Source organism: Pirellulales bacterium, from assembly GCA_035656635.1.
GTDB lineage: Bacteria > Planctomycetota > Planctomycetia > Pirellulales > JADZDJ01 > DATJYL01.
Window position 1 is genome coordinate 1 of record DASRSD010000127.1, and the last position, 21,018, is coordinate 21,018.

18 protein-coding genes, 1 tRNA gene and 1 pseudogene are annotated in these 21,018 nt (G+C 56.0%); 14 read left to right on the forward strand and 6 right to left on the reverse strand.

Going from position 1 to position 21,018, the window contains the following annotated elements; genetic code table 11:
* Positions 1-333 precede the first annotated feature (333 nt).
* From VFE46_11860 to VFE46_11885, 6 genes and pseudogenes are all read right to left on the reverse strand, one after another.
* Positions 334-1,426: pseudogene (locus tag VFE46_11860) on the reverse strand (IS3 family transposase).
* Between the two features lie 1,415 nt (positions 1,427-2,841).
* Positions 2,842-2,930: transfer RNA gene (locus VFE46_11865), tRNA-Ser, on the reverse strand.
* A gap of 206 nt (positions 2,931-3,136) precedes the next feature.
* Entirely contained in the window at positions 3,137-4,510 is a 1,374-nt protein-coding gene (locus VFE46_11870; protein ID HZZ28689.1) for a hypothetical protein, read from the reverse strand.
* Positions 4,511-4,599: 89 nt separating this feature from the next.
* Complete coding sequence (tsaD, locus tag VFE46_11875; protein HZZ28690.1) at positions 4,600-5,625, reverse strand: tRNA (adenosine(37)-N6)-threonylcarbamoyltransferase complex transferase subunit TsaD; 1,026 nt, start codon at positions 5,623-5,625, stop codon at positions 4,600-4,602.
* 1,100 nt (positions 5,626-6,725) lie between these two features.
* Positions 6,726-7,898 (reverse strand): NF038122 family metalloprotease, encoded by a 1,173-nt coding sequence (locus VFE46_11880; GenBank protein ID HZZ28691.1) that lies wholly within the window; start codon positions 7,896-7,898, stop codon positions 6,726-6,728.
* 138 nt (positions 7,899-8,036) lie between these two features.
* Complete coding sequence (locus VFE46_11885; protein HZZ28692.1) at positions 8,037-9,878, reverse strand: S41 family peptidase; 1,842 nt, start codon at positions 9,876-9,878, stop codon at positions 8,037-8,039.
* A gap of 394 nt (positions 9,879-10,272) precedes the next feature.
* Here VFE46_11885 and VFE46_11890 point away from each other — a divergent pair, with 394 nt between their 5' ends.
* The 14 genes from VFE46_11890 (at position 10,273) to VFE46_11955 (ending at position 20,995) form a co-directional block, all read left to right on the forward strand.
* The gene (locus tag VFE46_11890) at positions 10,273-10,980 is read left to right on the forward strand and encodes a glycosyltransferase family 2 protein (GenBank protein HZZ28693.1); all 708 of its coding nucleotides are present in this window, start codon (positions 10,273-10,275) and stop codon (positions 10,978-10,980) included.
* Positions 10,981-11,181: 201 nt separating this feature from the next.
* Positions 11,182-12,432, forward strand: a complete 1,251-nt coding sequence (locus tag VFE46_11895; GenBank protein ID HZZ28694.1) for a hypothetical protein — start codon at positions 11,182-11,184, stop codon at positions 12,430-12,432.
* Between the two features lie 45 nt (positions 12,433-12,477).
* Positions 12,478-13,503, forward strand: coding sequence for a TIM barrel protein (locus tag VFE46_11900; GenBank protein ID HZZ28695.1), 1,026 nt, complete (start codon positions 12,478-12,480; stop codon positions 13,501-13,503).
* A gap of 124 nt (positions 13,504-13,627) precedes the next feature.
* Positions 13,628-13,963, forward strand: coding sequence for a nucleotidyltransferase domain-containing protein (locus tag VFE46_11905; protein ID HZZ28696.1), 336 nt, complete (start codon positions 13,628-13,630; stop codon positions 13,961-13,963).
* A gap of 6 nt (positions 13,964-13,969) precedes the next feature.
* On the forward strand, positions 13,970-14,356 hold the full coding sequence (locus tag VFE46_11910) for a HEPN domain-containing protein (protein HZZ28697.1): 387 nt from the start codon (positions 13,970-13,972) through the stop codon (positions 14,354-14,356).
* A gap of 27 nt (positions 14,357-14,383) precedes the next feature.
* On the forward strand, positions 14,384-15,520 hold the full coding sequence (locus VFE46_11915) for a Gfo/Idh/MocA family oxidoreductase (protein HZZ28698.1): 1,137 nt from the start codon (positions 14,384-14,386) through the stop codon (positions 15,518-15,520).
* Positions 15,521-15,580: 60 nt separating this feature from the next.
* Complete coding sequence (locus VFE46_11920) at positions 15,581-15,814, forward strand: hypothetical protein (protein ID HZZ28699.1); 234 nt, start codon at positions 15,581-15,583, stop codon at positions 15,812-15,814.
* Positions 15,811-16,071 (forward strand): hypothetical protein, encoded by a 261-nt coding sequence (locus VFE46_11925; GenBank protein HZZ28700.1) that lies wholly within the window; start codon positions 15,811-15,813, stop codon positions 16,069-16,071. The genes VFE46_11920 and VFE46_11925 overlap by 4 nt, the downstream gene beginning before the upstream one ends.
* 102 nt (positions 16,072-16,173) lie before the next feature.
* Positions 16,174-17,040 carry a regulatory iron-sulfur-containing complex subunit RicT gene (ricT, locus tag VFE46_11930; GenBank protein ID HZZ28701.1) on the forward strand — a complete coding sequence of 289 codons (867 nt, stop codon included), beginning with the start codon at positions 16,174-16,176 and terminating at the stop codon, positions 17,038-17,040.
* 98 nt (positions 17,041-17,138) lie between these two features.
* Positions 17,139-17,711, forward strand: a complete 573-nt coding sequence (locus VFE46_11935; GenBank protein HZZ28702.1) for a Minf_1886 family protein — start codon at positions 17,139-17,141, stop codon at positions 17,709-17,711.
* Positions 17,708-17,899, forward strand: coding sequence for a hypothetical protein (locus VFE46_11940; protein ID HZZ28703.1), 192 nt, complete (start codon positions 17,708-17,710; stop codon positions 17,897-17,899). The genes VFE46_11935 and VFE46_11940 overlap by 4 nt, the downstream gene beginning before the upstream one ends.
* Before the next feature lie 192 nt (positions 17,900-18,091).
* The gene (locus tag VFE46_11945) at positions 18,092-18,379 is read left to right on the forward strand and encodes a co-chaperone GroES (protein ID HZZ28704.1); all 288 of its coding nucleotides are present in this window, start codon (positions 18,092-18,094) and stop codon (positions 18,377-18,379) included.
* Between the two features lie 171 nt (positions 18,380-18,550).
* Complete coding sequence (locus tag VFE46_11950; GenBank protein ID HZZ28705.1) at positions 18,551-19,720, forward strand: prenyltransferase/squalene oxidase repeat-containing protein; 1,170 nt, start codon at positions 18,551-18,553, stop codon at positions 19,718-19,720.
* A gap of 111 nt (positions 19,721-19,831) precedes the next feature.
* Entirely contained in the window at positions 19,832-20,995 is a 1,164-nt protein-coding gene (locus tag VFE46_11955) for an SAM-dependent methyltransferase (protein ID HZZ28706.1), read from the forward strand.
* Positions 20,996-21,018 lie beyond the last annotated feature (23 nt).

Consider the following 21,018-nt stretch of genomic DNA (forward strand, 5'->3'; position numbering starts at 1 on the left):
TGGGCGGCGGTAATACAGGCTCGATTAACGTCCACAGTGCATCATCCAAAATTGGTTTCGCCATGACAGCACCTCCTTGTGCTGCTACTACTGTAATTCACCCAAACAATATGCCCTAGGTCATTTTGTTAGACGCTCTAAGTCAACTTCGTTCGCAGTTGTCAAAGCTAACCAGTAATACTGAGGGCTCGATCCAGATTATGGCGGACAGTCCCTTGACTATCCCCCAATCTTTGTACCAGGGTCAGTGAGAGAATCAGGGTTAGTGGTTTGCGTGTGCTGCTGTAGCGCAGGCGTAGCCGGAGCGGAAGCAGCACACGCGGCGGCGAAGGCCGCGGGGGTCTGGTAATCCAACGCACTATGAATACGGCGGTGATTGTAGTCCAAGCGCCAACGATCGATCACCCACCGTGCCTCGTTCAAGCTCAGGAATAGCTCCCGGTTCAACAGCTCATCGCGGAGCTTGCCGTTGAAGCTCTCCACGTAACCGTTCTCCCAAGGACTGCCCTTGGCAATGAACAGGGTCTTCACATCGGCCTGAGCCAGCCATCTTCGAACGGCTTGAGCCACAAACTCCGGTCCGTTGTCACTCCGCAAATGTTCCGGCCGACCACGCACTGCGAACAGATACTGCAAATTCTCGACCACATTCTGGGCCGTGAAGGAGCGTGACGCCTCCAAGGCCAAGCACTCTCGGGTGTACTCGTCGATCACCGCCAAGAACTTCAACTGGCGGCCATCTTCCGTGCGATCCACCAGGAAATCGTACGACCAGACGTGATTGATCCGCTGGGATCGGTGTCGAATACAGCTGTTCTCACTGCTGCCAGGTAACCGGCGTCGACGATGCTGCTTGCTCGGCACTTGAAAGGACTCCTGTTTCCACAGTCGATGAATTCGTTTGTGGTTCACTTGCCACCCATTGGCTAACAACAGTTCATGAATGCGAGGGCAACCGAAACGCGGACGTTGTCCCGTCAAACGACGCATGACACCCAGAAGTTGCGGCTCGTCTTCCGCTCGGCGAGCCTGGTAACGTTGCGTGCCGCGGGGTTGACGCAGCACCCGGCAGGCTCTTCGCTCAGAAACCGATTTGGCCCCAAACGACGACGGACCTCAGTCACCATCCGTCTGCGTCGTTCGGGGCTCACCAGTTTGGGCGGGCGGCCTCCCGCAGAATCTCCATGTCCAAGGCCTGGTTCGCCACCAACTTCTTCAACCGCGCATTCTCCTGCTGGAGAGCTTTCATCTCCTTGGCCATCGTCGGTGCCATCCCGCCGTACTTCTGCCGCCAACGATAATAGGTCTGCTCCGTGATCTCCAACAGCTTGCAAACTTCAGGAACCTTCCGCTGTTTGCCCAGCTCCACGTCCGCTCGACGTAATTTGGCAATAATCTGCTCCACACTGTGACGCTGCTGCTTCATAAAAGAATCCTTTCCGGGCGACTTGGCCCGTCAGGATTCTCTCACAACCTCTGGCTCAATTTTAGGGGAGATGGTCAGAGATGGTCAATTGAAATGTACTCGCAAACAAGGGGAAACACATGGCAAGCATCTCTCAATTGAAGGGCGGTTTTAAGATCATCCAGTTCATCAATGGGGCTGGAAAGCGCAAATCCTTGCGGCTTGGAAAACTTTCCATGCAAGATGCGGAAATGATTCGCACCAAGATTGCCGAGTTGAACATAGCCAAAATCGCGGGAACGGACCTAAAGGTGGAAACCGCACGCTGGCTTGCCGACCGTCCCGACACGTTCTACACGAAGCTGGTCGCGGTCGGATTGGCTGCACCGCGTATCTCGGAACTGGACCCGGAGCCAATTGAAGCGCCGTTGATTTCAAAATTTATGGACGATTACATCGCTAAGCGTGGCGACGTGAAGCCCGCTACGAAAGAGATTTGGGGGCAAGGCAAACGGGGCTTGGTTGATTTCTTGGGCGCTGATAGGCGACTCAATCAAGTCACTGCGGGCGATGCGCAAGATTACAAAAGCAAAATGCTAAGGGATGGTCTAGCACCGTACACGATCAGTAAACGATTGCAGTTTGCCAACAAGATTTTCATTTACTCTGTCGATCACGAGCTAATCTCCAAAAACCCGTTCGCCAAAGTCAAAATCGTCAAGACAATGGCAGACCGTAAGCACTTTGTCAGCCCACAAGATACTGCCAAACTTTTGGAAGCCGCGCCCGATCAAGATTGGCGAATGATAATTGCCCTGGCGCGATTGGCGGGCCTCAGAACGCCAAGCGAAGTTCTTTCCATCAAATGGAGCCATATTGACTGGGTCGAAAAAATCGTCACGGTCCCGAGTCCTAAAACAGAACACCATGCCGGCAAAGCATCTCGCATCATTCCGTTGTTCCCGGAGCTGCGAGCCGAATTCGCGCGGGCGCTTGAGGTGGACCCTCAATCCGAGTATTTGGTTGACAATCCAAAATTTCGCAGAGGGTCGATTGGTCTCCACGGATGGCGAAATTGCAATTTGCGAACGACATTCCAAAGGATCGTCAAACGAGCAGGCTTGAAGCCGTGGCCGCGACTGTTCCACAATTTGCGGTCGAGCCGTCAAACCGAACTGGCTGAGAATTTTCCGCCCCACGTCGTTTGCGCTTGGTTAGGCAACTCGCCCAAAATTGCAGATAAGCACTACAACCAAGTCACTCCCGATCACTTCGCACGGGCAATTGGCAAATCTGGACAATCTGGGTTTGAAGAAGCGCTGCAAAAAGCGCTGCAGTCAGGAACGATTTCGGGTAGTACGGCGTCTCACCCCGTCACACGAAGTGTTGAATTTCCCGAAGGAAACGAAAATCGCCTGAACAGTAAAACTCAAAAACGGAGAGGATGGGATTCGAACCCATGGTGGGCTGTGACACCCACACCGATTTAGCAAACCGGCGCTTTCGACCACTCAGCCACCTCTCCAGCGATGGCAAACCATTCCGAACGCCAGTGGCGTCGCACAACATGTCGTGCTTCGCCGCTGCAATCATTGCATCCAGGCAACTCTGAATTGAATTGGCAACCTTCGGTGAACCGGCGTCATACTGTGCGACGCCACCGGACCGTCATTCTATGAATTCCACGGCCAACCGCAAGGTTCATTCCGTGCCACACGGCGCCGCGGTCCGTCACTTGGAGGAGTTGGGCTCGTAGGGTGCCGGCTCGGTGGAAATATCCCACTCGGTTATCGTTCCTTCCGTGGTCGAATCTGTTCCGACGATAGGAATAACCCATTGCCTATCCTTGTCGTTGGGCGTAACGATAATCGTGTTGCTGTCGGACCTGTTTGCAAGCTTTCCTTCTGGGTTGGTACGGTCAATATATCGAACCGTGTATTTAGCAGTCACCGCAAGCTTTTTATCCGTGGGATTGTTCAGCACCGCGATAATTTGGCCGGCGTTCGAACTGGTATGGTTAAATTTATTCGATTCGCTTTTACCATCAGCTTTTACTTGCTCTTTGGAAGATCGCTCGGAGTGATGCGTATCTTTATCGTGTTCGGCATAGCCCGGCGCGCCGTACCCGTTTCCATATCCTGGCGCATAGGGCGCTCCCGCATATCCGTAGCCATAACCATAGCCGGTTCCCACTTGGGCGTGCTCATTCACGGAATCGCTTTTTGATTCGGTCTTCCTGTCGTGATTATCGTTGTACTTCTTTTCCAGGCGCTCCAAGGACCAATCGCCCTGATTGAATTTGAAACTCACCAACTGAACGAGCACCGGCTTGTGTAAGTCTTTGTCTTCAACGGACACTTCAAATTCGCCCCCCGGAGGCAAGCCTGGGCTGCGCTCTTTCAACTGGTGTGTTTTCCCGTCGTTGGTTTCCACGTCGTACTTAAGCATCGAGGTCATCAATTGCTGTCCGCCGGGGCTGAAATATTTGGAGTCGCCGGAGGCAACTTCGACCCGCCAAGTATTAGCTTTCGGATCGCGCAATTGATCAATCTCTGCCTCCTCCCCGATGCCATTCTTATAACTTGTGACCCACACCTTGATGGGCTGCTTGGAGTTGTTCAGAAACCGGACGCGGCCGTTCAGTTTTGCCTGTGCCTCCACAGCGCTGTCCCAGAGGTGCGTCTTGCGGTTGAAGGTTAACTTGTCGTCATTCATCCGCACTTCGGTAATATCGCGGCCGGGCTTGTATTCACTCGGGACAGAGCCTTTTCCGTAACTGACCTTCACGACGCTCGAATCGATGTAAATCACGGACCCCGTCGTTTCCTGACCGCGCAAAATGAACTTTGCGTCCCCATTGAAATTACGCAGGTCAACCGCCGCAAGTCTGGAAGCAGCAACGAATAGAACCGCCGCCGCCAAGGTAGCGGAAACCACACCACGTCGATAGGAAACGTCATCGCGAGTTGACATCGCACAATCTCCACGGGTTGATAGTAAAGAACTGTCTTTTGAACCGGTCTTGGTGCCGCCGAACAGCGGTTCGATTAGGGACCAATGTAGCATACGAATGGGGGGCCAAGCAAGTTTTTGCGCCCCCGGCAAGTTATCGCAGATTTGCCGCCACGCACGCCGCAAGTTGATCAACTTGGTGGGCATTTTAATCCCCATCGCGGGCTTGGTTTTTCCGTCCATCAGCGCACCAATCCTGGTTGAATGTCCAAAGTTAGCGGCTCAATTAATCCGGCCTTCAGCCGCTCCCAGGCAATGGCGCCCATTACGGCGTTGTCGGTGCACAGCGCGGGCGGAGCAATGTGCAACGTTATGCCAGATTTTCGGCACGCCTCTTGCAGCCGTTCGCGCAAGCGCAGGTTGGCCGCCACGCCGCCCCCCACCGCCAAGGTGGTCAGTCCGGTTTTTTCCAAAGCCAGAAGCGATTTATCGACCAAACAATCGACCACCGCTTCTTGAAAACTCGCCGCCAAATCGGCAACAACTTGCTCAGTCAAATCCACACGCTCTTCCACCGGCTGCACTGTGCCGGGCGGAAAAATTTGATACCGCACCGCCGTTTTCAACCCGCTAAAGCTAAACGCCAGCCGATCACGATCCCGCAAAAACGCCCGCGGAAAGGAATATGCGTTGCGGCTTCCCGCGGCGGCGGCTTTCTGGATCGACGGCCCGCCCGGGTAAGGCAGCCCCAAGAATGTGGCGACTTTATCGAACGCTTCGCCGGCGGCATCGTCGGTAGTGCCTCCCAGGAGCGTGAAATCGATCGCACTGGTGCAGCGATACAAACTCGTGTGGCCGCCGCTGACGATCAGGCCCACGCACGGAAACAAGTTCTCCGCGCCCGCCACGCGGCAGGCGTAAATGTGGGCTTGCAAGTGATTGACCGCCACCAGCGGCTTGCCGATGGCCACGCACAGCGCCTTGGCCGCGGCCAGCCCCACCAATAGCGAGCCGGCCAAACCCGGCGTGTTGGCCACCGCCACGGCATCCAAATCTTGCACGCCAATACCGGCCCGGCGGAGCGTTTCATCAATGACCGGCAGAATTCGCTCCATGTGGGCACGGGAAGCAATCTCCGGCACCACGCCGCCGAATCGCCGGTGCAAATCGTCCTGCGACGCCACCACCGACGAAAGCACCGCCAGCGGATCGGCAATCACCGCCGCCGCCGTTTCATCACAAGTAGTTTCCAGAACAAGAATGGGCATGGCGGTTAGGGTTAGGGAGTAGAGGGTAGGGGGGTGGAGAGTAGAGGTTAGAGGGCGGAGCACGGTACGGTTTTTTCCGATTTTTTATTTTCGCGCCAAAACCGCGCTTGTTTGTCTGGGGCGCAAACTCGCCGGTGCGGCGAATTAGCAGATGGTCATCCGCTTGCTGGTGACAGAATGCGTCGAGTTTGGGTTCGAGATTAAGCATTTTCGATTGATTGTTGTCGGGAGTGGTTAGTGGTTAGGAGTTAGTGTGTGATGGGGTGAGCAGGTGAGGAGGTGAGTAGGTGAGGAGGTGAGGAGGTGAGCGGGTGAGGAAGGTAGTGCACAATTGCAATCAGCCACCAAAACCTCGTCCCTAGTTCCCCAGCTCTAGCCGCTAACCACTAGCCACCAGTCACTAGCCCCTAGCCACTCGGCTGTTCTGGCCCGCACATTTTACCAAACGAGTGGCCCAATTTTCGGAAGATTTTTTCGCGGCGAGAACATGGAGATACAGAACGAGCAGTTTTTATGAGGAAGCCAGGAAAGCAGGAACGTTCTTTTAGCCCCCTGTTTTACTGGGGGGTGGCACAATTGCAGATAGCCCGACTGTGTCAGTCGGGTGAGGGTGTCTTCTTCGTGCCGGCGAGGGTTTGGGTTAGGGTGCAGTTGCGAATGTGACAAGAAAGCTTTGAGGTTAGAAGGTTTATGCGACCGGGCGCTCTCGCAAGGTTAAGCCAAGGTAGCTTGCAAGTTTCGCAGCATTGGCGAATGAGATCCCCTTGCCAATCTTGAATCGGTAAATAACAGATTGTCCAAGGCCGGTTTTTTCTCCAACAAGATAATCGCTTTCCGCACGTTTGATTAGTGCGTGGCGGAGTGCGGCATCACTGGCTGTGGCGGTTCCAGCCTCTGGTTTTACCGGGTTGTAACGGCAATGGATTAGCGCGCGGGCGCAAATTGCCGGGCAGAGTCCAGCGGCTAAATCGAAGCACCCTCACCCCGGCCCTCTCCCATCAAGGGAGAGGGAGAAAGAAGAACGCCAGGGGAGCGGTTGGCGGAACTACCGGGCATACCATGCCCGGCTTTGGGAGAAAGCTTACTGGGCACGGGCCAATTCAGCGGAAAGATGCTCGAGCGCTTTTTGCAGTTGTACGCCTTGGGCGCACAACAAGTGCAATCAGGATGGCGAGCAGGAATGTGTTCGGCTCGGGAACAGGATCTGCTGAACCGTGGCCACTGAGCAACAAATTAAGCAAGGCTTGAATGTCGGTATTTGTCACGATGCCGTCGCCGTTGAGATCGGCAAGTTTTGTGAATGCAGCGTCGATTAAATCATGATTCGTTTTAAAGGCGGCTGGATCGACAAGCGCTTGCAGCAGGACCGGAATATCGGCGGCATCTACATGGCCATCGTGATTGAGATCGCCGGGCAATAACAGGTCGTAACCGATGACATCCATCGTGGTAATGTCGCCGGGTGAAATAGGATATTCGACGCCCGTGGGGAGGGTGGCATTGTAAGCGTCCAAGGTTGCGCCAGCCCAGTCGCTTAGGTCGCCGCCACCGGTGCCGTTGAAAGTATTGATTGCGGCGGCACCACCGTTAATTGAGAAGTAGGCGCCGTTTTCCGGTGTTAAATCCAGCGTGCCATTCGGGGAATAGCGGAACAGATCCAGCGGCGTATGATTTCCCGAGACGAGGCCGAACCGACCCATCACTTCGCTGATTTCATGTTCAGCGACGCCGATAAAATCGACTTTGCCGGGAACAGCCCGATTGTTGGGATCGAAGGTGAAGGGGTCCGCGCTATTGAAACCGACCGAGCCATCCAGGCCGGCCCCATTCCCGGCCATGAATCCCAAGGCCCTGGAATTAGCTCGGGACAGTTTGAACGTTCCGCCATTGGTCGGATCGGAAGCCGGCAGGTTGGCAACCGAGAGCAGGTCGGAGGAAGACTTGGCGTCATTGACCAGGGCGGATTTTACATTGGTAAAAGTAAAAAAACCGGGTTGAATGGCCGAGCTTTCGCCGAGAAATCCGGACGGGAGACTCTGGCCTGCAACCTCTCCCCAGCCGACTTGCAGGTTCATGGCGATGGGATCGTCAAAGGTCGTTTCGTAAAACTGGATGGCGGTATCGAAGGCCGTGAAGAAATTGGCCGGCGCGGCGGCGGTGCTGGCGTCAAAAGTGAGATTGAAGGTTAGCGCTTGCGCCGTTTGCCGAGTGCCGAGCAGCACGCCGATCAAGCAAAGCAAGCAACAGGAATGCCGACGTGTGGAGAACGCCATCTGACATTTCCCAAAGCAACTGCCCCTTGACGCCTAGTATAGGCAAAACATTTTTCAATCGCAACTTTAGCACTCGGCAATGCCATTCGGGCGATTCGGCCCCGGCCGGGAATACCCTGCCCGGCTTTGTGAGAAAGCTTACTGGGCACGGGCCATTTCAGTGGAAAGATACTCAAGCGCTTTTTGCAGTTGGCGGTCGGTGAATTTGAACGTGTGGATGGCGGGCGTGGATTTCGCTTCGGCATTGCCGGCAGACGATTTCGCATCGGCACTGCCGGCCGACGAGGGCTTCTCTTTGGCCGCGCTGCCCGGCGTTGTGCCGGCGCTTGAGGCTGCGCCCGATTTGCCTGCTGGCTCCTCGGCCGAGGAACTTTTGGTGGCGTGCTCCGGCTTTTCAGAGCCGCTGGACTTATCGGATTTTTCGCTGTGGCTGGTCTTCTCCGATTTTTTCGCGGCAGGCTCGTCGGCCGCGGCCGCTTCGCTCGGGTGGCTGTCGGCAGAGGCATGCTCCGCCACGGCGGCCAGTTGCTTCGGTTTTTCTTCGTGGATTTTGCCGGGCACAATATCGCGCTGGCGGAGGGCCAGAATCAGCCCGTCGGTTTCGGAGGAAGAAAGCCGCACTTCCAGCCCGTCGTTGGGCTTAACGCCCCATTCGTCGGTTTCCTTGGAATCGGGAAAGCGGTGAATGTTGTGGCCGTTAGGGCGCGTGTAGGTGGCGGTGGTCAGCTTCAGCGCGCTTTTGCCATCTTCCAAATCGATGACGTTTTGAACGCTCCCTTTGCCCCAGGTGCGCTCGCCGATAATCACGGCGCGGTTGTGATCTTGCAAGCAGGCGGAAACAATTTCGCTGGCGCTGGCGCTGTTGCCGTTCACCAGAATGACCATGGGAAAGCCTTCGAACTTGCTGGCCGGGGTGGCATCCCATACGCGCTCCGGCGTGTTGCGGCCCTTGGTGCTGACAATGCGGCCTTCGCTGATGAACATATTGCAAACCTCAATGGCCGATGTGAGCAGGCCGCCGGGGTTAAAGCGCAAATCGAGAATCAGGCCGCGCATTTTTTGCTGCTTCAAGGTTTCGAGGGCTTTTTTCAAATCGGCGGCGGTGTCGCGGCTGAAGGCGGTTATGCGGATGTAGCCGATGTGCTGATCGGAATCGAGCATGAAGTTCCAGGAATCGTCCGTTTGGCGCGATTCGCCCAGCACGGTATCGAGGTGGATGATTTCGCGCTGCACGTTGAACATTTCTTCCTTGCCGCTACTGTGCCGCACGGTGAACGAAACCGACGTGCCCACTTCCCCCTTCAGCCGGCGAACGACGTCGTCCAAGCTCAGGCCGTGGATCGATTCCCCTTCGATCCGCACAATATGATCGCCGGCCATCACGCCCGCTTTGTAGGCCGGCGTGCCCACTAGCGGCGTGCTGACTTTAATTTGCCCTTCGTCGGGAGTGATTTGAATGCCGATGCCGCCGAACTGGCTTTCGACCGTGGTGCGGAAGCTGTTGATTTCGTCGGGGCTGATGTAGCTGGAATACGGATCGAGCTTGCTCAGCACGCCTTTAATGGCAGCTTCCATCAGCTCGCGGCGGTCGATGGGCTTTACATAGTTGCGTTCCACCTGGTCGATGGTCTCGGCCAGCGATCTGTAGAATTCGTAATCTTCATCTTCCAGCTTTCGCCGGGCGGCCAGCTCGGCCGGATCGGTGGGAACGCGGATGCTTTCGGACGGCGCGGCTTCGTCCGATTTGTCGTGATCGGCCGATTTATCTTTGCTCGATTTATCGTCGCTCGATTTATCACTGCTGGATTTATCATCGCTGGTTTTGCTATCGGTGGCGTTGTCGGCAGCCCGGGCGATGGCCGTGGTCTGGGCAGTGAAGTGCGCGGCCACAAACGCCGACGACCAGCCGACGAAGGCCGCCAGCATAATCCATCGAGAAACATGGGAAACGACGCCACTGCCGCTGGAAAACGCCTTCATTCGAAATCTCCGTAGATGCCGCCGGCCAACTTCCCGATGCCTACTGCTAGGGTGCAACTTTCGGCCTGCATAACTTTGATTATAAACGACCGCCCGAGACGGGAGCATAGCGTTTATACAGAACTTTCCGGCCTTGCGGGGGCTGCGAGCTGGAATTCCGCCCCGTGCGGCCTGGCTTGGCTGGCAGCGCCCGAAAGTTTGGACCGGTCGGCATTTTGTGCGCCACAGGGTTTCTATTCACCACTATAAAGCGTGGGCGGTTTCTATAGTCGGCCCGGAAAACATCCGATTTTAAGTGCGGCTTGCTGTTGCGCAGGATAGCGCAAAGATTTCCCAGGCGGCGCCGCAAGCGGGGACGGCTTAGCGGCACATTTTGCATTGGCAGGGGGTTCGTTTGAAACCGTCGCTGAGCGTGCTGCTGTCGGTCCATAACGCCCAAGACATGCTCCAAGCGAGCATGCAAAAATTACTGGACACCTTGCCGGAATTGACCAGCCGGTTTGAGGTGCTCATTATCGATGACGGCTCCACCGACGCCACTTGCGAAGTGGCCTACGAGCTGGCCCGCGATTATCCGCAAGTGAATGTCACGAGCCATGCCACGCCCTTGGGTTGGGCGGCCGCGGTGGCCAAGCAAGCACGGCAAGCCAGCGGCGAGTACTTGATGATTCACTGCGGCGGCGCGGTCGATGCCGACGAAATGGTGTCGTTATGGCGGATGCGTCCACCAGGGAGCGCCACAGAATCCGCATCGACCAGCGCTGGTTTCACTCTGACGCCGCAGGGGAAGGCCTGGCGCATGGATTCCAAAGCGGCAAACGCCACGCCGCCGTCGGCAGGTAAATTTCAGTTCACGAATTTGCTCGACGGCAAGTGCATTCACGCCCGTGCGCCGAAATCGAATTTCTTATTGCTGCGACATGGGCATTTGGATCGGCTGGAGCATTCGCTGGCAGCCATTCCCCGGCCGAATTGGCTGGAACTGCCCGGAGCTAAAAAAGTGCGCGGACCTCTGGGTGCAAAATCCGTAGCGGACAAGGCCCAAGCATTGAAACCGCCCAGCTTTTTGGGGCGCGTCAGAAGTTTTACGCTGGGCGAATAGGGCAGGGCAATTTGCTGACGCAATCGCGATTGGCCTGCGCCGGCGCCAATCTGCATTTAGCAACGGCTAGGCTGGCCCGCGGCCCATTTTAACGGGCCGAATTCTCCGATAGAATGCACAGCGCTTTGAGTTTTATTGCCGGCGCCAAAAGCGGCAAGCCGGTTTCTTTTTACGCTGCGGGTCGCGGGGGATGTGCTGTGTATGGTGCGTTCCAAGATTGTCTCGAAAGACAACGTCGGAAAAATTCTCGAGCAGGCCCTGGATGCCGGCGAAGGCTTGCTGCGATTGACGCCCACTTGGGTGCCGCGCAGTTTTTTGCATCCCGGGAAGCGCATCAAACTGCATCCCGACGATTGGTATGCTTACGGGGCCCAGCGCGGCGGCATTGACGAGCGCTGGTTCGCCAGCACCACCGAAGCCGCCAACGAAAACCGCCTGCCCGACGAAGGCTTAAGCTACGCGGCGTTTGGCGGGCAGCGATTCATTCTGCGCGATGCCGTGGCAGAGGCCGGCAGGCGATTGATCGGCCAAGCGATGTTCGACAAATACCAGCGCTGGCCGGTGTACTCCAAATTCTTCGATAACATGGGGCCGATTCCGCATCACATGCACCAGGGCTTCGAGCACGCTAAACTCGTGGGCCAGGAAGGGAAGCCGGAAAGTTATTATTTCTGCCCGCAATATAACAACTGCGACAACCACTTTGCGTACACCTTCATGGGCTTGGAGCCCGGCACGGCGAAAGCCCAAGTGCGAAAGTGCCTGGAAAATTGGGACCGGGGGGACAACGGCATTTTAGATTTATCGCGGGCCTACCGGCTGAAGCGGGGCACAGGCTGGCTGATTCCGCCCGGCGTGCTGCATGCACCAGGCTCGCTGTGCACTTATGAGCCGCAGTGGGGGAGCGACGTGTTTGGGATGTTTCAATCGATTGTGGAAGGGCGGTACGTGCCGTGGTCGCTGCTGGTGAAAGACATGCCGCCAGAGAAGCACCACGATTTGGATTTCATCATCAGCGAGCTCGATTGGGAACGAAATGTGGATACACACTTCAAGGAGCACAATTATTTGGAGCCGATTGTGGATGCCGCGAAATCGGGGTCCGGATTTAATGACCGCTGGATTGTGTACGGCACGATCGACGGCGTGCAACGGTTTAGCGCCAAGGAGTTGACCGTGGAGCCCGGCGCCAAATGCACGCTGAAAGATACCGGCGCCAGCGGCTGGATTACGGTGCAAGGGCAGGGGCGAATGGGGAAGCTGAATTTGCAAACACCGGCGATGATTCGCTTTGGCGAAGAAACCGAAGACGAAGTGTTTATTAGCCACGAAGCGGCGGCCCGCGGTGTGGAAGTGGAAAACACTGGCAGCGAGCCGCTGGTGGGCTTGCGCTATTTCGGTCCCGACGTGCATTCCAATTTGCCGAAGGTTGGAGCATACGTGCGGCAGTGATTTTGAATAAACCGATGCGGCACTCTTACACACGGAGTGGCTTTTATGCCCACGCACACGCTGCCCAAATTGCACAACGCCATGTGGCCGGGGTTGGTCGGCACGGAGGCGGGAACCGATCATCCGCCGATTAGCTTGGACCGCATGTTGGAGCTGACGGCCGCCGCCACGGTCAATGGACAGAAATTCGACGGCGTCGATCTGTTTCTGTTTCATCCGCATACGGATCCGGATGCCAGCGATGATGCCATTCGCGCCATGGCCGATCATATTGCCGCCAAGGGTTTGGCCGTGGGCTCGCTGGTGGCGCCCGTGTGGCCGGGCACGGTGGGCGATTCGGCCATGGGAGATGCCGCGGCGCGAAAGAAGTTTGTGCTGGCGGTAGAAAAGGCCTGTCGGATTGCGCGGATTTTGAATCAACACGGCGTGCGCAAATACGGCGTGATTCGCATTGATTCAGCCGACAATCCCACGCACTGGGCCGCCGATCCGAAGAGGAACACCAAAAAAATTGCCGACACGTTTCGCGAAGCGGCCAAAGTCGCGAAAAACTTTGGCGAGCGCTTGGCCGCCGAAGGGGAAATTTGCTGGGCCAGCATGCACAGTTGGCGCGACATGCTGAATTTGCTGGAAGCCGTCGACATGCCCGACGTCGTGGGCTTCCAGGCCGACATGGCCCACACGTATTTATATCTGCTGGGCTGCAACGCGCCGGAGCAGGCGCTGGTGAAGCCGAATCACAGCGAGGCGGAGTTCTGGCCCGCTTACGAAAAAATGGTCAGCTCGCTGCGGCCGTGGACGATTGATTTTCACGTCGCCCAAAACGACGGCAGCGTACATGGCACAGGCAGCCACGATAAAACCGGCCGCCATTGTCCGGCGGACGATCCCAACGGCAAGCTGGATATTGTGAAGTGCGCCGGCTACTGGCTGAAAGACGCCGCCCAGCGCGGGATCCAACACATTTGCTGGGACGGCTGCATGTTCCCCAACGCTATGCTCGAAACGCAGCAAACGTGGAATACGATTTTGGAGGTGATGGTGAAGGTGCGGGAGGCGAATGGGTGGTAAGCCATTTCTGCGTTCGACAATCGCGTTTTACATCCGAATGCGGATAATGTAGGATTCACGGGTGGCTCAAATATAATAGCCTCTAATGGCGATTTGGGTGCAGTCATCACAAGGTTTGACCTCGATGGGAAAAGCAACCGAACAGCAGCTTCAGGAACTGACTCGCTCGCTCGTGAAGGAATTGAATCCGGTTCGTGTCATCCTTTTTGGCTCGCAGGCTCGGGGTACGCCAAATCAGAATTCCGATATCGATTTGCTTGTAGTCGATAGCAATCGATTTTCACCGGCCCGCAGTCGACGACGCGTTATTGGCCAAGCGCGCCGTTGCCTTCCACGAATTGGGATACCAATTGATTTGTTGATTTTCGACCAGCGCGAATATGACAAATGGAAGAATTCGACCAATCATGTAATTGCCGAAGCTCTGCACGATGGCCGGGTTTTGCATGAGCGGAGTTAGCTGATCATGAGCGATTTGGAACATGCTCAAAAACTCATCGCAATGGCACGAAGTGATTTTAAAGCGCTTCAAGGAATGGGGGATGTCGATCAGTTCGACGATGCTATTTTCGGCTTTCACGCTCAGCAGGCGGTTGAGAAAGGGCTCAAGTCTTGGATCGCCATGCTGGGAAAGAGGTATCCAAAATCTCACGACATTGATGCGTTGCTCGATATCGTAGAGCAATCAAGCGAAGATGTCACCGATCTTATGTCTCTGGTGGACCTCTATCCATTCGCAGTCCAATTTCGGTATGAAGCCATTGACGAAGAAGACGAACCATTAGATCGAGCAGATACACTTCGACGGGTTGATGATCTGCTCAGGCGTGTCGAGAAACGACTGCCGTCATAGTTCGTTTTCATTAAGCGTAGTTGATCAATGACTAAGCCTCTGAATCTCGGCATGATCGGTTACGGCTTTATGGGCCGGGCGCATTCCAATGCCTATCGGAAAGTGAACAACTTTTTCGATCTGGAATACCGACCGATGCTGAAGGCGGTTTGTGCGCGCAATGAAAAAAAGGCCCGGACCTTTGCCGAGCAGTGGGGTTACGAAGCGGTCGAAACCGATTGGCGGAAGCTGATTGCGCGGAAAGATATTGACGCCGTCGATATTTGCACGCCCAACAATTTGCACAAGGAAATTGCCGTTGCCGCGGCGGCGGCAGGCAAAATGATTTTGTGCGAAAAGCCGCTGGCGATGAACGCCGCCGAAGGGGCCGAAATGGTGGCTGCCGTAGAAAAAGCCGGCGTGCCCAATACTGTGTGGTACAACTACCGCCGCGTGCCGGCCGTCACGTTTGCCAAGCAACTGATCGAATCGGGCAAGCTCGGCCGCATTTTTCACTACCGCGCCAACTTTCTGCAAGATTGGACCATGTCGGCCGATTTGCCGCAGGGGGGCCAAGCTTTGTGGCGGCTCGATGTGGCCGCCGCCGGCAGCGGCGTCACCGGCGATTTGCTGGCTCACTGCATCGACACGGCGTTGTGGCTCAACGGCGGCATCCAAAAAGTCAGTGCCATGACGGAAACGTTTATCAAGGAGCGGAAGCACAATTTGACGGGCAAAGTGCAGCCGGTCGGCATTGACGATGCCTGCGCGTTTTTGTGCCGATTTGGAAACGGCTCGCTGGGCTTGTTTGAATCGACCCGTTACGCCCGGGGGCACAAGGCACTGTACACTTTTGAAATCAACGGCGAGCACGGCAGCCTGAAATGGGACCTGCACGATCTGCATCGGCTGGAATGGTTCGATCATCGCGATGAAGGCCCGCTGCGCGGTTGGCGGAACATTCACGTCACCGACAGCGAGCATCCCTACATGAGCAAGTGGTGGGTGCCGGGCCTACAAATTGGCTACGAGCATTCGTTTGTGCATCAAGTGGCCGATTTTTTGGACGGCCTATCCAAAGGCAAACCGACCAGCCCGACATTCCGCGAAGCGCTGGAAACACAAAAAGTTTGCGATGCCGTGCTAACCAGCGGCAAAACAGGACAGTGGACGGAAGTGACATAAAAATTGAACTCTCGCAACGATATGTCGGTCGGGGTATAATAAAACGATTGGAGTTTTATCATGCCAGAGCTTATTTTGTCCGACGCCCAGGCACAGGTCGTTGTTTCAACCGTCACGCAAATTCCAGTGCGCAATCAGCGCGGTACGCTTTTAGGTTATCTATCTCCCGTCGCGTTGGATCAGGATTTTTCGGCCGAAGAAATCGAGGCCGCAAAGGCCAGACTTCGCACGCCAGGGCCACGACGCCCGTTGAAGGAGATTGTTGCCGAACTTCAAAATATGAAGCGGCCATGAAGTTTACTGTCGTTTGCGATGAGGAGGTTCAATCGCAACTCCTTGGCATCTGGCTAAATGCTTCTGATCCGAACGCGGTGACGGTAGCCGCGAACGAGATTGAGCGGCTACTGTGCGAGCAACCAACACAAGCCGCCACACACGTTTCTGAGGGGCTTTGGAAATTGACATCGCCGCCGTTGTCTGCGCTATTTGAGGTACGGAACGCCGATCGAGTTGTAGTAATCGCCAGTTTTTCCCGTAGTCGTATGGGTTAAAGTTCAACTTTTCCTCTGGGTTTAACTCGGTATACTGGCAAGAACAATTCGCGCGAGACAACTACTGGAATCGTTCTCGTCATCATTTGCCACCACTACGAAATGCCCAAATACATTGTCCGTTACGGCTCGATGCGATTGCTCGGGATTATGACCACCCGGGGAGAGGAAGCGTTTACGCGCGGCTCGCAAGTGATGACGCGCACCGATCGGGGATTGGAATGCAGCGTGGTGCTGACCGAAGCCACGGAGGAAAGCATCAAGGAATTGAAAAATCCTGCCCAAGGGCAAATTTTGCGGGCCATGACCCCGGCCGATTCCATGGAGCAATCGCGCATTTTGGCCCAGCAGCGCGACGAATTTTTGAAGTGCCGGGAATACGTCGTCAATTCCGGCCTGCCGATGGAGCTGATCGACATCGAGCATATTTTCGGCGGCGAGCGCATCGTGGTATACTACCTGGCGGAAAACCGGGTCGATTTTCGCGACCTGGTGAAGCAACTGGCGGGCGAGTTTCAAACCCGCATCGAAATGCGGCAAATTGGCGTGCGCGACGAAGCCAAGCTATTGGCCGATTACGGCGATTGCGGCAAGCCGGTGTGTTGCAACACGCATTTAAGCGAAATGCCGCCGGTGTCCATGAAAATGGCCAAGCTGCAAAAGGCCACACTGGATCCCACGAAAATTTCCGGGCGCTGCGGGCGGCTTAAATGTTGCCTCCGTTACGAATATGATACATACGAGCAACTGCAGAAGGAGTTGCCGCCCATCGGCTCGGAAGTGCTGACCCAGCGCGGCCGGCAGCGAATTTTGGCCCACGAAATTTTAGCCCAGCAATTATTGGTCGAAACGGAAGATCATCGCCGGTTGTTGATTCCGGCGGCCGACGTGCTGACGGTGCTCAAGCGCGGAACCGGCGACGGAATGGATGCGGAAGCCGGCGGGGCCGGCGAGCCGCCGCTTCGATGATTCGCCATCAGAAGTAAAACAGAATAAGTTTCCCAAGATCAACCACAACGACGCCGCAGTTTCACCGATAAGCGTCAGAGATATTACTCATTATGCCGATGCTCGATCCTAATCATCCGCTGTCGAAGCTGCTAAAGCAGGACACGCGCTACAAGTTCGAGGCCTATGCGTTTGTGTTCGAATCGCTCAATTACGCCCAGGAAAAAATGGGCCTAGGTCAGGAACAGCCGACCGAGGAAGACGAATCGGAGTCGCCCGCCAAGCGCAAAGAGGAACCCACGGCGAAGCATAAAGAGGAGCCGGCCGCGAAACCCAAGGAAGAACCCGCCGCAAAACGTAAAGAAGGGGCCGCCGCCAAGCGCAAAGAGGGTTCCCCTGCCAAGCGCAAAGGAAAAACTGAGCGGCACATGACCGGCCAGCAATTGTGCGAGGCCATTCGCCAATATGCTTCGGAGCAATTCGGCCTGATGGCCAAGGCGGTGCTCAATAGTTGGGGCGTGCAGAGCACCGGCGACATTGGAAACATTGTGTTCAATTTAATCGAGATTGGGCAGATGCGCAAAACCAAGCAGGACAGCCGCTCGGATTTTGAGAACGTGTTTGATTTCGAGACGGTGCTGGTGCGCGAATTCAAAATTACGCCAGCGCCGGCCCAGACCGAGGGATCATGAGCAAGTCGCATCGGCAGCAAGATGTTGCGGCCCACAGTGCACGCGCGGCATCCCCGAGCTCGCCAGAGAAAAATCCGCCTGAACCGCCGCAGCCTGCTCCGCGCATGTGGCAAAAAATGTTTCTGCTGCTCGCTTCGTTCTGCTTGGCAGCCTGGCTGGTGGCGTTGCTTTTCCTGGCATGGAAGTAACGCCGCCAGGAATTGCCGCGACAAAATCGTCGGGCGGCAGACGTGATTTGCGGCTCATTTCACCCGCTTGCAACGCGCCCCAGGCCATGCGAAAATCTGCGTTGTTTGATCGCGGCTGACTCTCAGCAATTCTTGAGGCCCTGTGTTGGCCCGCGATTTTTCCAGACCGATGTCCTGTGGAGGTGCGGTTGCATGAACGTGGAGCCAGTGGGGAATCATGTAGTCATTAAACGCATGGAAGGGGAGAAAAAAACGGCCGGCGGGATTGTACTGCCCGATAGTGCCCAGGAAAAACCACAGCAAGGGCGGGTGCTTTCGGTCGGCGATGGCCGGCGCCGCAAGGACGGCACCCACATCGGCAGCCAGGTTCGCGAGGGAGATCGGGTAGTATTTACCTCGTATTCGGGCCTGGAAGTAGAAGTCGACGGCGAAAAGCTGCTGATTATGACGGAAGACGACATTCTAGCCGTCATCGACTAGCACTGGTTCCAAAACCTCTCTCGGTGGATGAGGTAGGGTGAGAACCGGCCGAAAAGCAGTGATCGACTAGCGCCCGGCGCGTTGTATAATTAACCGTCGAACAAAATCGCCGCCCAGCGATGTGCGAAACGCGGCAAAAAAGTGCTGTGTCTCTTTTTCTGGGAGGTTGATATGCGCGTGATGCTTTGCCGTGTGGTAGCGCAAGTGGGTTGTTTAACGCTGCTGTGTAGTTTTTTAAGCCCCGCCCGGGCCCAAGCTGCGGATAGCCCCGCCGATGCCAAATCGGCGGCTGTGCAATTCGATTCGCAGCTGTATCAAAAAACCGTCGATCGCGGCGTCGAATTTTTGCTGAAAAAGGGCGAAGCGGAAGATGGCTCTTACAGCGCCCAAATTAGTCCGGCCGTAACAGCCATTTGTGCCGATGCGCTACTGCGCAGCGGCCGCTCGCCGGATGATCTGGCCATTGCCAAAAGCTTGAAATTCCTGGAAGGCTTTATTCAGCCGGACGGCGGCATCTACAAGCCAGGCTCGGCCATCCAGAATTACGAAACGAGCATTTCGATCATGTGCTTTGCCGACGCCAACAAAGACGGCCGTTACAAAGACACAATCAAGAAGGCGGAGAACTACATCAAAAGCATTCAATGGGGCGCCGACGGAAAAGTAGATGAATCGGCCATGCAATATGGCGGCGCCGGTTATGGCCGGAGCAAAACGCGGCCCGATTTATCGAACACCAGCTTCTTGCTCGATGCGTTGCAAGCGGCCGGAGACGAATCGAACGACGCGGCCGTGCAGCGAGCATTGGTGTTTGTGTCGCGCTGCCAGAATTTGGACACCCAGTACAACACCACCCCGTTCGCTGGCAAAATCAAAGACGGCGGATTTTATTACACTCCGGCCGACGACGGCCAAAGCGCGCCCGGCGGAAAATCGGAAGACGGCGGCCTGCGCAGCTACGGCTCGATGACGTACGCCGGGTTAAAGAGCATGATTTTCGCCGGCCTCTCGCCGCAAGACGAGCGCGTGAAAGCCGCCATCGACTGGGTGAAAAAGCATTACGATTTGTCGCACAACCCAGGGATGGATCAAAACGGTCTGTACTACTATTACCACACGTTTGCCAAGGCGCTCAGCGAATTGAAGAGTGATAATTTCACCGACGACAAAGACGTGCAGCATGCGTGGAAGAACGAGCTGTTGCAAGAATTGGCCAAGCGGCAGCTAGACAATGGCTCCTGGGTGAACACCGCCGGCCGGTTTGACGAAGGGGACCGAAATTTGGTCACCAGTTATGCGCTGTTGTCGCTGAGCTACTGCCATCCGGCGGGCACCAAATAAATTGTGCCCAATGGGTAAACTATTCGGCCGCACAGCAGCCCGGGGAGAAAATTCCTCGGGCTTTTTTCGTGCAATCGTTTTTTCATGGCGGCCAAGCGTTACAATGAGAGCATGTCGACACAACATTTTATTTTCGCCACGTGCCAATGCGGCGCGGAACCTGCCTTGAAGGCGGAAATCTCGCGCAAATGGCCCGCCTTTCGTTTTGCATTTTCGAGGCCGGGCTTTACAACGTTCAAAGTGCCGACGGCGGCCGCCCTGCCCGACGATTTTGATTTACACAGCGTGTTTGCCCGGTCTCACGGTTTTTCGTTGGGAAAAGCGGAAGGAGAAACCGTGGAACAGCGCGCCCAGCAAGTGTGGAAGCTTGCTGAATCGCGCCAGTTCGATGCACTGCATGTTTGGCAGCGCGATTTGCACGAGCCAGGCTATCGCGGATACGAACCGAGTTTGACTCCAGTGGCCGCCGAGGCCGAAGCGGCAATCCGAGCAGCAGGCGGTGGTCCGTGGTCGGCGGCCGGTGGTCAGTCGGCAGACACGATCCCCGCACCAGTTGATTGCAATCAGTTATCGCAACCGCAATCTGCGGGCGGTTTGGCAACTATCGCGAAAACGCGGCGACGCTTCGCGCCAGCCAATACGGCCAGGGCAGGGGAGTTGGTGCTGGATTGCGTCCTTGTCGAGCCCGGCCAATGGCGGATTGGTTATCATCGGGCGTCATCCACTGCGTCACGTTGGCCTGGCGGCATGTTTCCGCTGGAATTGCCCGCGGATGCCGTTTCGCGCGCATTCTTAAAAATGGAGGAAGCGCTGGCGTGGTCGAAAATGCCGCTGCGGGCGAACGATTTGTGGGCAGAAATCGGCAGTGCTCCCGGCGGAGCTAGCCAAGCTTTGTTAAGCCACGACGTAAAAGTGATCGGCATTGATCCGGCCGAAATGGACGAGCGGGTGCTGGCCAATCCCAATTTCACGCACTGGAAAAAGCGCGGGGCCGATATTCGCCGCCGTGAATTCCGCAAAGTGAAATATTTGGTGGCAGATATTAACGTGGCTCCTAGTTACACCCTGGACACGGTCGAAGCGATCGTGACGCACGCGGAAGTGAAAATTCAAGGGCTGTTGCTCACGCTGAAATTGTCGGATTGGAAACTGGCCGAGCAGCTGCCCGAGTTTCTCGATCGGATTCGCCATTGGGGTTACGGCCAAGTTCGCGCCCGGCAATTGCATCACAACCGGCAGGAAGTGTGCGTGGGGGCGCGGCGGAGGGAGAAGTGATGGGTTGAGCAGGTGAGCAGGTG